13 protein-coding genes are annotated in these 15482 nt (G+C 67.5%); 6 read left to right on the forward strand and 7 right to left on the reverse strand.

Annotation, left to right across the window (positions count from 1 at the left end; translation table 11 throughout):
- Positions 1-170: 170 nt before the first annotated feature.
- The 6 genes from BLV57_RS08760 (at position 171) to BLV57_RS08785 (ending at position 4389) form a co-directional block, all read left to right on the forward strand.
- Entirely contained in the window at positions 171-968 is a 798-nt protein-coding gene (locus BLV57_RS08760; protein WP_091288151.1) for an SGNH/GDSL hydrolase family protein, read from the forward strand.
- Between the two features lie 94 nt (positions 969-1062).
- On the forward strand, positions 1063-1755 hold the full coding sequence (locus tag BLV57_RS08765; protein WP_245757225.1) for an OmpA family protein: 693 nt from the start codon (positions 1063-1065) through the stop codon (positions 1753-1755).
- A 3-nt stretch (positions 1756-1758) separates the two neighbouring features.
- Positions 1759-2136 (forward strand): hypothetical protein, encoded by a 378-nt coding sequence (locus BLV57_RS08770; protein WP_091288153.1) that lies wholly within the window; start codon positions 1759-1761, stop codon positions 2134-2136.
- Positions 2137-2227: 91 nt separating this feature from the next.
- Complete coding sequence (locus BLV57_RS08775) at positions 2228-2704, forward strand: DUF6932 family protein (protein WP_091288154.1); 477 nt, start codon at positions 2228-2230, stop codon at positions 2702-2704.
- Positions 2701-3582 carry a hypothetical protein gene (locus tag BLV57_RS08780; protein WP_091288155.1) on the forward strand — a complete coding sequence of 294 codons (882 nt, stop codon included), beginning with the start codon at positions 2701-2703 and terminating at the stop codon, positions 3580-3582. The genes BLV57_RS08775 and BLV57_RS08780 overlap by 4 nt, the downstream gene beginning before the upstream one ends.
- Positions 3583-3726: 144 nt before the next feature.
- Positions 3727-4389 carry a DUF4190 domain-containing protein gene (locus BLV57_RS08785; protein ID WP_091288156.1) on the forward strand — a complete coding sequence of 221 codons (663 nt, stop codon included), beginning with the start codon at positions 3727-3729 and terminating at the stop codon, positions 4387-4389.
- 287 nt (positions 4390-4676) lie between these two features.
- Here the strand turns inward: BLV57_RS08785 and BLV57_RS08790 are convergent, their stop codons facing one another.
- The 7 genes from BLV57_RS08790 to BLV57_RS08820 form a co-directional block, all read right to left on the reverse strand.
- Positions 4677-7463: an AfsR/SARP family transcriptional regulator gene (locus tag BLV57_RS08790; protein ID WP_091288157.1), complete on the reverse strand. Its 2787-nt coding sequence runs from the start codon at positions 7461-7463 to the stop codon at positions 4677-4679.
- A 296-nt stretch (positions 7464-7759) separates the two neighbouring features.
- Positions 7760-8653, reverse strand: coding sequence for an ectoine hydroxylase (gene thpD / locus BLV57_RS08795; RefSeq protein ID WP_425425984.1), 894 nt, complete (start codon positions 8651-8653; stop codon positions 7760-7762).
- A gap of 193 nt (positions 8654-8846) precedes the next feature.
- Complete coding sequence (locus BLV57_RS08800) at positions 8847-9233, reverse strand: ectoine synthase (RefSeq protein ID WP_091288159.1); 387 nt, start codon at positions 9231-9233, stop codon at positions 8847-8849.
- Positions 9234-9243: 10 nt separating this feature from the next.
- The gene (ectB, locus tag BLV57_RS08805) at positions 9244-10494 is read right to left on the reverse strand and encodes a diaminobutyrate--2-oxoglutarate transaminase (RefSeq protein WP_091288160.1); all 1251 of its coding nucleotides are present in this window, start codon (positions 10492-10494) and stop codon (positions 9244-9246) included.
- An 18-nt stretch (positions 10495-10512) separates the two neighbouring features.
- Entirely contained in the window at positions 10513-11007 is a 495-nt protein-coding gene (gene ectA / locus BLV57_RS08810; RefSeq protein WP_091288161.1) for a diaminobutyrate acetyltransferase, read from the reverse strand.
- 247 nt (positions 11008-11254) lie between these two features.
- Entirely contained in the window at positions 11255-14194 is a 2940-nt protein-coding gene (locus BLV57_RS08815) for a patatin-like protein (RefSeq protein WP_342741166.1), read from the reverse strand.
- A gap of 72 nt (positions 14195-14266) precedes the next feature.
- Positions 14267-15481, reverse strand: coding sequence for a DUF445 domain-containing protein (locus BLV57_RS08820; RefSeq protein WP_091288162.1), 1215 nt, complete (start codon positions 15479-15481; stop codon positions 14267-14269).
- Between the last annotated feature and the right edge of the window lies 1 nt (position 15482).

A 15482-nucleotide genomic window follows, 5' to 3' on the forward strand; every position in this document is an offset into this window, starting at 1 on the left:
CCTGGCGGGTGAGTTCCACGTAATGCGGATGCGGAGAACGCCGACAAGATAAGAGACTGTGACCTGGAGTTGAACCGGCGGTGGCGCATGCTGGGACTAATCGCGCATGATCTGCTGTTGGTCGAATGGGGTGCACAGGTTGTTTCACCGGGAAGTAAGGGGATTCCGGCGTGTATGGATATGACAGCTACATGGCGATCGGCGACAGCTTCACCGAGGGGCTGAACGACGAGCTGCCCGACGGCAGCATGCGCGGCTGGGCCGACCGGCTGGCGGAGGTGCTCGCGGCGGGGAGGCCCGAGTTCCGGTACGCCAACCTGGCACTGCGCGGGAAGATGCTGGCCGAGATCATGGACGAGCAGGTCCCGGTCGCGTTGGAGATGAAGCCGGACCTGGTCACCTTGTGCGCGGGCGGCAACGACATCATCGTGCCCGGCGCGGACGTGGACGCGGTCGCGGCGCGGTTCGAAGCGGGCGTGGCCGAACTGCGCGCGGCGGGGATCCCGGTCGTGATCTTCAACGGCCCGGACACCAAGCAATTGTCCGTTATGCATGTTCTGCGGGGAAAAGTCGGGATCTACAACGCGCATTTGTGGGCGATCGCGGATCGGCACGGCGCGAAGATGGTCGACCTGTGGGCGATGGCGCCGCTGCACGACCGCCGCGCCTGGAGCGACGACCGGCTGCACTTCACGCCGGAGGCGCACCGCCGGATAGCGCTGCGCGCGGCCGAGGTGCTCGGCATCCCGGTCGAGTCGGACTGGCGCGAGCCGTGGCCGGCGAGCGACGAGCCGAGCACCTGGATCACCTCCCGGCGGTCCGACCTCGAATGGACGAAGCTGCACCTGCTGCCGTGGATCCGCCGCCAGCTGCGTGGCGAGTCGATGGGCGACGGCCTCTCGCCGAAGCACAGCGAGCTCACCCCGCTGCTCCCGGTGGAACTCCGGCAGGACGCCAACGCGAGCTGAGAGTTCATCACCAGTCGACGGATGGTGAGCTTTCAGACTCGCGTAGCGGGGTACGGAGTCCTAAGGTCGCTCTATGCCAGGCGCACGGAGGTGGGTGCTAGTACCGCTGGCGCTCGTCGTCACGGGCGTGCTCGCGGGCGGCCTCACCTTGGCCAAGGGCGGTGACATCGAGAACGACCTGGCCGGCCGTTCGCGCACCGCGCTGCAGGCGGCGGGCATCAACGGCGGTCAGGTCACGTTCGACGGCCGTGCGGCCACGCTGAGCGGCTTCCCTGCCGAGCGGGTGGTCGAGGCGAAGAACATCGTGCGCAACGTCGACGGCGTGAGCGACGTGACGCTCAAGGCCGACCCCGAACCGACGACGCCACCACCGGCGCCGCCGAGCAGCAGCGAGCCCGCTCCGCCGTCACCGCCCGCGCCGACGTCGAGCACCCCGGTCGACGAGAAGGCCGCGCTGCAGGACGAGATCAACCAGGCGCTCCAGGCCGAGCCGATCACCTTCGTGCCGGACGAGGCCACCGTCACCGCGGCGGGCCAGCGCGCGGCGAAGAAGATCGCGGAGCTGCTCAAGAAGGCGCCGCCCGACGCCGAGTTCGAAGTCGGCGGGCACGTCGGCCAGGGACCCGGCGGCGAAAAGGCCGCGCTCAAGCTGTCCCAGGACCGCGCGCGCAACGTCGCGCGGCTGCTGATCCGGTACGGGATCCCGACGGACCGGATCACCTCCAAGGGTTTCGGCGACACCCAACCCAGTGGCGACGAGCGCCGCGTGGAAATCACGGTGAGGTGACCCATGCTGTGGCTTTTCGGGCAGATCTGGCTGTGGATGCTGCTTTCGTTCGCGCTGGGCGCCGCCGCGACGGCGCTCGTCCTGCGCCAGAAGCCCGCGCACCCCGAGCCCGTCTACGAGGAGCCGGCCGAGCCCGAGTACGTGCCCGGCCCGCCGCCGAACCCGTACCTGCTCGACGACGGTGTCGAGGAGTACCCGCCGCGCGCGCCCGCCGCATGGCCGCCGGAGGACGACCGGCCGGAGCCCGCTCACCTGGAGGGTCAGCTGCCCGCGGTGGAGTGGCCACCTGAACGTGAGGCCGATACTCCGGTCGAGGAACCGGCGTGGCCGAGCGCTGAGGACTGGCCCCCGGCCGACCACCGACCGGGGCGAGGGCGCTGACACCCGCCTGGTACTTTCGGCTACGGATCGTGAACGTCGCTGTTTCTTCGCGAACTGTTCTTCTACGCCACACAGTGCCAGGGGGATTCGCATGCCGCTTCCGCACTGGACCGCGGCGAAAACCTTACCGCCGGGCAGGCACGCGGCCGACCTCGCCGACATCTACGAACGCCTGGTCTTCGACGCGCCGCACCAGAACGAGCGCGAGATCCTGTTCAGCGCGCTCAACAGCTATCTCGGTGTCGCCAGGCGGATCATCAACACCGGCCGCGCCTGGGTCGGCGGCGCCTTCGTCACGCGAACGGACCATGTGCCGGACGGCTTGGACGTGGTGCTCATCCCGGACGAGTGGGGCGCGCTGAAGCGGCTCGACGGCGCCGGGCGGTCCGCGCTGTACGGGCTGCTGACCCTGCGCGGGGTCATCGTCGGGCAGCCCGCGATGTATCTCGACCAGGTGCAGCCGGTCGGCGGCATCCTCGACGGGTTCCTCTGCCGCCCCGGCGACGAGGACACCTGGGAAGAGGTATGGGCCGAAGGCGACCGCGGATTTCCGGAGCTGATCTGGTGAGGAACGAATTCCGGCGCATCGCCGAGGAGATCCCCGGCGGCACCTGGCTCGACGACCTGGCGCGCGCGTCCGCGATGGCCGCCAACGCGAAGTTCGAGCGCACCTGCCGCACCCCGATGCTGCGCGTCGCGGTCATCGGCGAGACGCATATGGACGCCTACACGTTCTCCGACATCAGCCGCGCGCTGCAGGACGCGACGGCCAAGATCGGCCACATCATCCGCAACCCGTCGGGCGAGGTCACGATCGTCCAGCCCGCGGACCGCGACAAGGCCCCGCTGATCCAGCGCGGCCAGGCTGGCAACGCGATCTTCTTCGGCTTCCCCGAGCCCGCGCTCGACGACGCGCTCATCCACGACGGCCTCGAGACACTGTCCGAGCGCGCGGTGAAGGAACTCTGCGACTTCCTGCCAGCCAACGGTTCCGACGACGGCGCGCTCGACGCGGTCCTGCTGCAGCGCGACACCGTGCGCAACGCGGTCAGCGACATCGTCAACGCGGTCACCAAGAACGCGGGCATCGGCCTGCAGCTGTCCCCGACCTCCGGCGAGGAGGTCACCCGCAGCATGACCACCGAGCAGGCGCGGCTGCTGCACAACAGCCTGCGCGAGTCACGCGAGGCGGTCGGCTACGAGACGGTCAGCGGACGGCTCGACGGCGTCCGCACGCGCCGCCGGATCTTCTATCTGGAGCGCGAATCCGGCGGCACCATCCAGGGCGCGGTCTCGCCGGACCTGCTCGACCAGATCAAGGAGAACCTGGACCGCCCGGTCACCGCGCGGCTGCGCGTGGTCCGCACGACGACCATCGACGGCCGTCGTGGCAGGCCGGTTTTCGAGCTGCTGGAGATCACTCCCGAAGTCAGTTTGTTCGATTAGGTTTCCGGCCACTGGAAGGCCGGTTAATCGTCAACAAAATGGCCCCCTAGCAGCTTGTTAACCAACTTTGGGCTGCTTCTTGTCATTTCACCCAGATGGATTAGCCTCGCCGACGAGACACAATCTCGCGAGGGGACCAAAGCCATGACCACCGAATCGCCCAACTACTTCGCGCCCGCTTCGCGCCGTGAGGCCGAGCCGCCGCCCCCGCCGCCCGCCGCCGAGCCAGAGGCCCCGAAGAACGCCTACGGCATCGCCGGACTGGCCGCGGGCGGGCTCGGCTTGCTGGTCTCGTGGATCCCGATGGTCGGCCTGCTCTGCACGCCCCTCGGGCTGACCGGGCTCGCCCTGTCGTCGCTCGGCCTGGTGCGCTTCAAGCGCGGCGAGGCGACGAACCGCACGGTCTCACTGGCCGGCGTCGCGGTCTCCGGGCTCGGCATCGTGGTCGCGCTCGTCATGCTGGCGGTGCTGGGCATCAGCTCGGTCGTCGGCGGCAAGCTCTCCTACCCGGCCGACGCGGACGAGAAGCACCACGTCGAGTTCGTGGTGACGGTGACGACGCCCGCCCACGTCAACTACGGCGCCCAGGACGAGCTCCAGGAAGACACCATCCCGCCGGGCACCTGGCGCCAGACCGCGTCCTATGACAACGGCGGCTTCCCGCTCAAGCTCACCCTCGACGCCCCCACCAACGCCGCCGACCGCCTCCTCTGCACGATCCTCGTGGACGGCAAGGTCGTGGCCAGCCTCACCACGGCCGCGAGCAGCATCAAGGACAACGTTTCCTGCACCGCCCAGGCCAACTGACCCCGGTCGAAAGCCCGAAAGCCACTTTCGTCAGATAACACCTGACGAAAGTGGCTTTCGGGCTTTAGCGGCAGGTTCTTGAGCGCGCAGGAAAGACCAGCCAGCGGCCGGTCGGCGTCCCCCCATCAACGCCGACCGGACCGCACGAGCCGCTCCTGGCGGCTCCACGCGTCACAGCGGAACTCCCGCCCCGGGTTCCGTGGACGCGACACCGGTCCTTGGTTCAGCCCCTCCCCTGAGGCTCGACCGGTGCGCTGAGGACAGTACGCGTGACACGTCAGTCCGCACTAAGAATCCACTAAGCGTGAGCGGACGACAAGGTCACGTAATTCGGTCCTGACCTCGTCCGCGAGCTGGGGATTGGCCTGTTCGTAGCGGCCGAGCGCGAGTTCGAGCTGCTCACGGGCCTGGACGTGGTCGCCCTTGGCGCGCAGGGTCCGGCCGAGCGTCAGCCGGGAGACGCCTTCCTGCAGGGTGAATTGCCTGCTCCGGGTGAGTTCGACCGATTCCCAGGCGTAACGCTCCGCATCGGTCAACTCACCCAATGCCAGATGAAGCTCGGCGAGGTTGTTCAACGAGACGCCGACGTAGCTGTCGTCGCCGAGCCTGCGGTCGATTTCGAGCGAGGCGAGCTGGTGATCGATCGCCTCGGCGTACAACCCGGCCCGTTTCTCGGCTTCGGCGCAGTTGTTGAGCGCCTGGCCGCGCAAGGCGAGGTCGTTGGTGCGCTCGGCCTCCGCCGCGGCGCTGCGCAACCGTCCAAGCGCTTCGCGGTACCGGCCCTGCAGCGTCAACGCCGAGCCGAGGTGGATGTTCGCCGAGGTCACGAGCCTGCCGTCGCCCAGCGCGGTCGCGATCTCCAGCGCGGCCTCGGCGTCGGCGAGGCAGCCTTCCGGCAGCTCGAAGGTCAGCGACATCGCGCAGCGCGAGATCAGCATCCAGCACAGGCCGAGTTCGTTCCCCGACGCCCGCGCGGCCTGGATCCCGATACCGACGAGCCGCGTCCACTCGTCCCAGAGCGGGCAGACGACCTGATAGGTGTGCGCGACCCTGGCGAGTTGCCAGACGTCCTCGTGCCGCCCGGCCGCCTCCGCCGCTTCGAGGATCGCGATCAGGTTCGGCCATTCCTTCGCGAACCAGTACTGGGCGTCGTCGAAACCGTCGAGGTCGGGAACGCAGTCCGCGGCGATCGACTTGGTGAAGTCCAGCGGGTCGACGATCCGCAGCAGCCTGCGGCGGGCCCGGTCGGCGACGGCCTTGTAGTAGCGCACCGAGCGGGTGAGCACCTGGTGCCGTTCGGACTCGCTGAGTTCGGTTTCGGCCAGTTCCCGCAGGTACAGCCGCACCAGATCGTGGGGCGCGAAGACGTCTCGGGCGGTTTCGGTCAGCAGGCTGTGCGCGGCGAGCGTCCGCAGCGTGCGCCTGGCCTCGCGGGTCGTGATGCCACAGAGTGTCGCCAGCAGGTGCGGGCCCGCCGTCTGGCAGCTGAGCGCCCCGATGAGCCGGAAGCGTTCCGCGAGCTCGGGCGGCAGGCCGCGATAGGACACGTCGAGCGCGGCCCGCATGCCGAAGTCCTCGACGTCGAGCGCGGCCAGCCTGGTGCGCTCGTTCGCGAGCTCGCCGACCAGCTCGTCGGCGGTCCATTGTGGACTCGCGGCCAGCCGGGCGCCGACGATCCGCAGCGCCAGCGGGAGATGGCCGCAGAGCTCGGCGAGCCGGTCGTTGACGGGATCGGGCCCGGCGAGCTCTTCGATGAGCCGCACGGCGTCGTGGGGCGCGAGCGTGCCGAGCGCGCGCAGCCGCGCGGTGTTCGACACGGCGAGCCCGTCGAGCCTGGCCCGGCTCGTCACCAGCGTCATCGACCGGGACCCCGGCGGGATCAGCGGCACGACCTGGTCGGCGGTGCGCGCGTCGTCGAGCAGCACCAGCATCCGGCGGCCCGCGATGAGCGAGCGGTACAGCGCGATGCGCTCGTGGACCTGCTCGGGCACCTCGGGCGCGGGCACGCCCAGTCCGAGCAGGAACTGCGTCAGCAGATCGGCGGGTTCCAGTGGCGGATGCCGGGGATCGAAGCCGCGCAGCGACGCGAACAGGATCCCGTCGGGGAACCGCCGCGAGACCCGATGCGCCCACCAGACGACCAGCGCGCTCTTGCCGACGCCCGCGGTGCCGGTGACGACACCGACCGCGCTTTCCCCGGCCTCGGCGCGGCGGAGCAGGTCGTCGAGCCACGCGAGATCCCCGTCGCGCCCGGCGAGCTTCGGCACGGCGGCTGGCAGCTGCGCCGCGACCGGCGCGGGCATCACCTCGGCGGGCACCGGCGCGGCCAGGTCGTCGTTGAGCACGCGCTCGTGCAGCTCGCGCAGCTCCGAACCGGGCTCGATGCCGAGCGTGTCGACCACGCGATGCGAAACCCGCTGGTAGAGCTCGAGCGCGTCGCCGCGGCGGCCCGAGTGATAGAGCGCGCGCATCAGCTGGGCGACCGTGCGTTCGGCGAACGGGTTGGCCCGCACGATCGGGCTGAGTTCGACGATCAGCGACGAATACCGGCCGAGTTCGAGGTCGGCGTCGACGCGCGCCCCATGCACGGCGAGCCGGAGTTCCTCCAGTTCGGACGCGCGCACCGAGTCGGGCACGCCGGCGAGCACCGGGCCCTGCCACAGCGCGTGGGCCTCGGCGAGCAACGCGGCCCGCTGCTCCCCTTCGGCGCGCGTGGCGAGATCGAGCAGGTTGCGCGCGCGATGCGCGTCGACGCTGTCGGGATCGGCGGCGAGCAGGTAGCCCGGCGAGGCGGTGAGGATCTTGGCGCCGCGGTCGCTGTCGCCCTGGATCGACCGGAGCACCCTGCGGAGATGGGAGACGTTGCCCTGCACGATCGTCTTGGCGGTCGCGGGCGGATCGTGGCCCCACAGCGCGTCGATGATGTCGTCGAGCGACACGACCCGGTTCACCTCGAGCGCGAGCAACGCCAGCAGCCCGCGGACACTCGGCCCGCCGATCGGGACGGCGCGATCGCCGTCCAGTAGCCGGACAGGGCCCAGCAGCTGGAAATACGCCGCGTCCGTGCCCGCCATGCCACCTCCCGATCGCTCTTCAACCGGAGAGGCCAACCTACCGTGAACACAGTTCAAGAAGCACCCGGCGATTGATCTCAACCGGGCTACAACGCAACACGACCCCTTACCGTCAGTCCCGATCTGTCGGTAAGGGGTCGTGCGTGGAGATCTGTCAACAACCGTTCGGGTGGGCTCACCCCGAGCTTGGAACCCTTGCGGTCACCGACAACTTCTTCGCAGACACGGCGTCTGCTCGATGGCGACAAGGTAACAGGGCGCGTTGACGTGGCTACAGCCGACCCTGCACTAGATTCTCATCGCCTCAACGGGGTGAAGTCGCGCCCGGCGATGAAGTCCGGCCGCGGCTTGCCCGCCGCAAAGGGTTGCAGCAGCGCGTTTTCCACGCTGTTGAACACGAGGAAGATGTTCGAGCGCGGGTACGGGGTGATGTTGTTGCCCGACCCGTGCAGGATGTTGGAGTCGAAGAACAGCGCCGAGCCCGCTTGCCCGGTGAACTGGTCGATCCCGTGTTCGGCGGCCATCGCCGTGACGTGATCCTCGGACGGCACGCCCGTTTTCTGTTCTTTGAGGGAATTCTTGTAATTGTCCTCGGGTGTCTCACCCGCGCACTGGATGAACGTGCGCTGCGAGCCGGGCATGACCATCAGCCCGCCGTTGAACGGGTAGTTGTCGGTCAGCGCGATCGAGCAGCTCACCGCGCGCGGCGACGGCATCCCGTCCTCGGCGTGCCAGGTCTCGAAGTCGGAGTGCCAGTAGAACCCCGCACCCTTGAACCCCGGCATGTAGTTGACCCGGGTCTGGTGCAGGTAGACGTCCGAGCCCAGGATCTGCCTGGCCCGGTCGAGCACCCGAGGGTCACGCACGAGTTCGTCGATGATCTCGCTGAGCCGGTGCACGTCGAAGATCGAGCGCACGCCCCGCGACTGCTTTTCCCTGATCACGCGCTCGTCGGCGTTGAGCGCCGGATCGGCCGAGAGTCTGACGAGTTCCTGCCAGTAGGCCTGCACCTCGGCCGGGGAGAGCAGGCCCTCCACGATCGAGTAGCCCTTGGCGTCGTGTGAGGCCAGTGTCGCCGCGTCGATCGGGCCGTCTGACGCAGCGCCCCACACCGTCGGATCGGTGCGGTCCAGCAGTTCCGGGTTTCCGGGGATTCGGGTGGGGTAGGCATCGGCCACCCCGGTGTCCATGAGGGTCAAACCGGCTCTCCTCCTGGGGGTAAGGTCGTGTTTCTCGGATCGGGCACGCGATAGCCGCGCCCAGGTCGTCCCTGGCGGCACCGCGGCATCACCCGAGTACAACCCCGGTACGAGGGCGACGCCGCGGCACCGCCAGGAACAACCTGGATCACGACTCTCACGCACCAGATCCGAGAAACACGACCTACTCAGTGATCAGCGGGTACACACCGTGTTCGTCGTGCACCTCGCGGCCCGTGACGGGCGGGTTGAACACGCACACGCACTTTATGTCGGTCTTGGCCCTGACCTGGTGCTTGTCGTGATCGTTGAGCAGATAGAGCGTTCCGGGCGCCAGCGGGTAGACCTTGCCGGTGCCCTTGTCCTCGATCTCGCCTTCACCCTCGGTGATGAAGACCGCCTCGATGTGGTTGGCGTACCAGAAGTCGCTGGTGGTACCCGCGTACAGCGTGGTTTCGTGCACCGAGAAGCCGACGCCCTCCTTGGCGAGGATGATCCGCTTGCTACGCCAGTTCTCGGTCTTGATGTCGGCGTCGGTGTCGGTGATCTCGTCGAGTGTGCGGACGATCAAGCTTCGCTCCTTACTTCAGGACGGTCGCGATGGACTCGTCGATGATCTTGAGCCCCTCGGTGATCTCGTCGTCGGTGACGGTCAGCGGCGGCAGCAGCTTCATCACCTCGCCGTCGGGACCCGCGGTCTCCATCAGCAGCCCGCGCTCGAAGGCGGCGGCGCAGACCTTGCCGGCCAGCTCACCGCTCTCGAACTCGATGCCGCGCGCCAGGCCACGGCCCTTCGCGACGAGGTTCGCCTCGGGGTAGGCCTTGACGATGTCCGTGAACGCGGCGGCGATGCGCTCGCCCTTCGCCTTCGTGGACTTCTCGAGCTCGTCGTCGCTCCAGTAGGTGCGCAACGCCTCGGTCGCCGTCACGAACGCGGGGCTGATCCCGCGGAAGGTGCCGTTGTGCTCGCCTGGCTCCCAGACGTCCAGCTCGGGCTTGATCAGCGTCAACGCCATCGGCAAGCCGTAACCGCCGATCGACTTCGACAGGCACACGATGTCGGGCTTGATGCCCGCGTCCTCGAAGCTGAAGAACGGCCCGGTACGGCCGCAGCCCATCTGCACGTCGTCGAAGATCAGCAGGATGCCGTGCTTCGCGCACAGGTCGGCGAGTCCCTTGAGCCAGGCGAGGCTCGCGGCGTTGATGCCGCCCTCGCCCTGCACGCCTTCGACGATCACGGCGGCGGGCTCGTTCAGGCCGCTGCCGGAGTCTTCGAGCAGGCGCTCGAAGTAGAGGAAGTCGGGGTACTGGCCGTCGAAGTAGGCGTCGTACGGCATCGGCGTCGCGTGCACCAGCGGCACACCGGCGCCGCCGCGCTTCATCGAGTTGCCGGTCACCGACAGCGCGCCGAGCGTCATCCCGTGGAACGCGTTCGTGAAGTTGATGACCGACTCCTTGCCGGTCACCTTCCGCGCGAGCTTCAGCGCGGCTTCGACGGCGTTGGCACCACCGGGGCCGGGGAAGACGATCTTGTAGTCGAGGTCCCGTGGCTCGAGGATCTTCTCCTTGAACGTCTCCAGGAAGTTCTTCTTCGCCACGGTGAACATGTCCAGCGCGTGGGTGATGCCGTCACGCTGGATGTAGTCGAGCAAAGCCTGCTTGAGCACGGGGTTGTTGTGCCCGTAGTTCAGCGCGCCGGCGCCTGCGAAGAAGTCGAGGTACGCCTTGCCGTCCTCGTCGAAAACGCGGCTGCCCTGCGCGCGATCGAAAACGACCGGCCAGCCTCGGCTGTAGCTGCGGACTTCGGATTCGAGCTCTTCGAAAATGTTCATGACTTGTGGTCGTTCCATTCAGTGTTTGAGCGGCCCGATCCGGTAAAGGTCTTCCGGTTCGTGCCGGCCGTCGCTCGGGAAGTCTTGCGAGGTGAACAGTTCTTCGCGTTCCAACTGTGTGTTCCAGCGCTTCGCGAACGAACCGAACAGCGCTATGGACGCGTCGTTGTCAGGCGTGATGGTGGTCTCGAGGAACTCGACCCCGCTGCCGACGAGCTTGCCGAACAGGACGTCGAGCATCTTGCCTGCCAGGCCTTTTCCACGCTGCGACGCGTCAACGGCCACTTGCCACACCAGCGCGGTGCTCGGATTCGACGGCCTGCGGTAGCCGATGACGAAGCCGACGGCTTCCCCGTCGACCTTGGCGACGACCGAGGTGTCGGCGAAATCCTTGCACCACAACAAATACGCGTAAGGCGAGTTGAGATCCAGCTTCCGCGAATCACGCGCAATTCGCCACAACGCGGCACCGTCGGCCTTGGTCGGGGATTCGATCAAGTGCTTTCCGGACATATCAGTTAACGTAACAGACACATTTAGCGATCGCAGGCGCCCGACTACGCCATATGCGCCAGACCTGGGGGAACACGAACTCACCGGTGAGGAGTCCCACAAGCATGTTTGGATCCGGCGCGCGCTGTGTACTTAGTAGAATTCGGGGTTGTTGCAGCCTGCGCAAATTTCGCGCCGGCGGCCTTCGAAATAGCCTTCCACCAGGACCATATCGCTCACCGTGATCAGGTGATCACCACGGCGCGGCCTAGGCCTTACGACGCAGGCGGCGCCACAGCGCACCCGCGGGTGTGACGACCACGGGCAGGATCAGCAGCGCCACCACGACCAGCCACCATACGGCGGCTTCGCCACGCCCGAACGCCGCCATCACCGAGCCCAGCCAGCCGAACAAGGGCTCGCGGATCGGCGGGATGAAGCCCGCGAACAGCAGGCAGCCCGCCACGAGCACCAGCAGCACGGTCAGGAACCGCCGCCAGGTGGTCCGCAGCGCGAACACGCTGACCAGCAGGAACACCCCCGCGCCCGCCACCACCGGCAGGCCGATCCACTGCAGGACCGCGCTGGTCTGATTGCCGAGGATGAACCCGGCCAGCACCGTGACCGCCGCCGCGAGGAAGTTCCACGGCGCGCGCAGGTTGGCCGCGCCCTGCGCGATCCACCAGGCCGACCGGCCGGTCGCCCGCGCGAACTGCGCGGCGGGCCGGACGGAGGCAGGCATGCTCGGCGTGGCGCTGGTGACGGCGTTCAGGCCCGCCGCACCGGCCTTGATCAGGGTTTTGGTGAGCAGCATCGAGCCACGTTCGCCCTCGAGCCGTTCCGCGGAGACCTGGCATTCGCGGAACGCACGGCGCGTCGAGTCGTCGTCCATGGCGTCGAGATTCAGTTTACGGAACCGCTCCGACAGTTTTCCGTTCCCGCGTGCCTTGACCGCGTCCTCGGTCGCCTGCTTGGCGACGACCGGGAGTTCGGCGCGCGCGATCTGGAGCTGGCGTGACCTGGCCAAGACCATCGCGGTGATCGGCATGCTGACCGGCGCTTTGCCGAACTCGGCCAAGCGGTGGAGTTCGCCGTCCAGGCCAAGGAAAGCCAGCTCGGCGTCGAGCTGCTTGCCCAGCTTCGCGGCCTCGTCGGCGGTGATGTTGTCGTCTTCGCTCGGTGAGCGCCAGCCGATGCTGTCGAAGAGTTCCTTGACCTTGTCCCGGAAGGCTTCCTTGCCCTCGAGTTCGGCCAGCAGGCGCAGGCGTTTCGGGTCGAGCAGGCATTGCAGCAGCCAGCCGACGGCGTCGATCCGGCCCCACATCCAGTCGTTCGCCCGCCACGACGATTTGTAGAACGCGCCGAAGTAGTCGGCCTGCATGCCGGTGAGCTTGTCCGTGGCACGCGACCGTTTCATGTCGAGCAAGGTGCGTGAATCGGCGCTGACCTGCACCAGGTCGACCCGCTGGTCCACCGACGGGAGCTGTGCGAGCAGGCCGCGGGTGGCGATGTGCAGTGTCAGCAGCCTGGTGTTGACGAGCGCGTCCGACGCGGTGCGCTGGTCGTCGGTGAGGCCGAGCCAGTCGAGCAACGTCTTCACGGTGTTCGCGGCGTCGGGGTCTTTGTCGGCAGGCAGCAGGCGCAGCGCGGGCGTCACCGCACGGAGCGCGTCGACGACCTGCTTCCACGCACCGGCGAGTTGTTCTTTCCTGCCAAGGAAAGCCCACTCGTCGGCCAGCCAGTTGACCCAGGTGACGAGCTCTTCGTCCTTTTTCGGCAACCGCTGACGGCCGATCCAGTCCGTCAGCCGGATCTCGCGGGCCGCGGCCTTGCGTGCCTGGTGCAGCAGCGTCCGGCTGTCGTTGAACAGCGCCGCCTGCTCGGGCGACGGTCCGAGCCGGAACCCGCTGTTGATCAGCTGCAGCCCGGTCGCGACGGCATCGTCGAGCGCGGACGTCCGGAACGCGACGAGCTCCGCACCTTCACAACCGCCTTCCGGCAGGGTCTCGGGCAGCTCCGTGCACAGCCCCTTGATCGCGGCGGCGCGCAGCTCCGCGGAAACACCGGACGCCCACTCGCCATTGCCACCCGCTTTATTAAGCCTTCGCGTCGCTTCGCGGACCAGTTGCGTCGCGTCTTCCTGGACGCGACGCTGCCGATAGTCCTTCATAAGCCGCTCGTCGACCAGCGCCTCGGCGCCGACCCGGCAGCCGAGCGCCGCCAGCGAGACCCTCGTGCCCCGCGTCTTGACCACGGCGTCGTTGTGCCGGGTCAGCTCATCGAACTCGGCGCTGATCGACTGGTTCAGCACGGCCGCGACGACCTGGCTCATCGCCCCGCCGAGCAGCGGCGGGTTCTTCGGGTCGACCTTCTTCTGCTCGGCCTCCCCCTCGCCGGTCGGCACGACATAGAGCAGCAGCCGCCTGACGTCCTGCTCAGCGGGCCGCTCGAAGATCTCGCGCAGCGCGGGCCCTAACGGCTTCTTAAGCAGCACGCCGCCATCGGTGAGCCAGTGCGACCGGGTGACGTCGACGTAAGCGTTCATATCCGGATGTGCCTTGTCCCCGCCGGGCACGCCGACCGGAACACACGAAAGCTCGAAGGCACCAGGGAAAGACGCGGACGAGCGTGCCGCCAGCGCGAGCGGCTCGACCACCCCGTTGTTCCACAGTGGACGGTCGAAGCGGAACACCAGCCGATGTTCGCTGTCGCGCACCAGGTTGCCGAGCGCGTCGTCGAACCGCGCGGTCTCGGCGTCGATCATGGTGCCGGTGAGCAGCACGGTCACGTCGGGCGACTCGACGGGCTTCCGGTCCCCGATTATGTCTCGCAGCGCGGTCTGCAAGCCGCCGAGCAGCACCTTGTCCCCGTCGAACAGCGACCGCGGCTGCTTCTCGCCCGGATCGCGGAGCAGCTTCTCCAGCGCGCCCATCTCGATCCACGAGTCGCGCAGCACCGCAGGCGTCGAGCCGTACGCCTCGGCCAGGCCAAGGCACGCGACGTTGATGCTGCCCGCGCTCGTTCCGGTCAGCACGTCGAGCGAGACCGTGGCGTTGAGCAGGTCGAGCAGCCGCCGGTAGACGCTGTCCCCGGTGGCGTGCAACAGTTCCGAGGTTTCGGCGGCGACCCCGCCCATCCAGACGGCCAGGCTCGAACCACCCACCATGGTCATGGCGATGCGGATGTCCTGCTGCCACGAGGTCTGCACGGCGTCACCTTAGACCGATCGACGGAAATGCATAGCCGCTTTTCGGGTGGCATCGGGTTCCCCAAAGGGCACTCAGCCCGAGAAATGCTCCAGCAGCAGCACTTGCGCCTCACCCATACAGAATCCGAGTATCGCGCCGGTCGCGATCAGGATCCATTCGTCCTGCTGGAAGGCGGGCCGCAACAGTTCTTCGAACTCCTCCGGCTCCAATTCTTTCATTTTGGTGACCAGCAGGTTGCGAATGTCCATCGCGTCTTCGGCGTAGTCCTCGATATACCGCATCGACTCCGGCAGCCGGTCCATGATCTTGCGCGAAATGCTGAGTTTCATCTCCTGGTAGCGCTTGCTGCCGACGGCGAACACCACCAGCGGGCGGCGCGAGAGGCCGAGTTCGGTGTCGATCTGGCGCTGGATCAACGCGAGCACCCGATCCGAGAGCGGCCCGCGCAGCACTGCTTCGAGCACGTTGTGCGGGGTGATGATTTCCTTCGCGATGAGCGCGCCGTACGCCTCGGCGACCTCTTCGCGGCGCTTGAGGAACAAGCCCTGCCACTCGACGATCCCGAAGTACTTCTTCGGCCGCCTCGGCACGAAGATCATCTTCAGTGCCAGCCAGTCCGTGAACCAGCCGGTGAACAAGCCGAACAACGGCATGATCAGCGGGAAGCGGAAGAGCAGCCAGACGATCAACTGGACGACCCCGATGAGCCCGCCGAAGACCAGGCCCGACCGCGCGATGAACTGGAACTCCTTGCTGCCCGACTCGCGGAAGATCCGGTTCAGCAGCGCCTTGTCCTTGACCAGCGCGGTGACGACCATGTCCTTGAGGTCGAAGACCTGGTCGATGTCCTCCTTGATCGCGTCGAGCACCCCGGCGATCATCTTCGGCGCCTCGGCCTGCACGCGGCGGATGACCATTTCCTGCATGCGGACGGGCATCGACTCCCACAGGTCCGCCTGATACTGGCTCGCGACATCGCGCACGATCTCTTCGACCGCGGACATCAGTGGTTTCTCAAGCTCTTTGGCGACCCGTGCCGGATCGAGCCGATCCAAGACCTCAGCAGGCTTAATAAGCTGCTGGGTCATCGTGTCGCACGCGATGCTCGCCATCCGCGCGGCACGCTTCGGCACGATGCCTTGCCAGCCGAGGAACGGTTTGACGCCGACGAATTCGAGCGGCTGGAACATCATCCGGATGGCGACCAGCTTGGTCACGTACCCGATGAGCGCCGCGACGAGCGGGATCGAGGCATAAAGGGGCCAGTGCTGAGCGAAATCGCTCACG

Origin of the sequence: Amycolatopsis xylanica (assembly GCF_900107045.1) — a bacterium.
Lineage (GTDB): Bacteria > Actinomycetota > Actinomycetes > Mycobacteriales > Pseudonocardiaceae > Amycolatopsis > Amycolatopsis xylanica.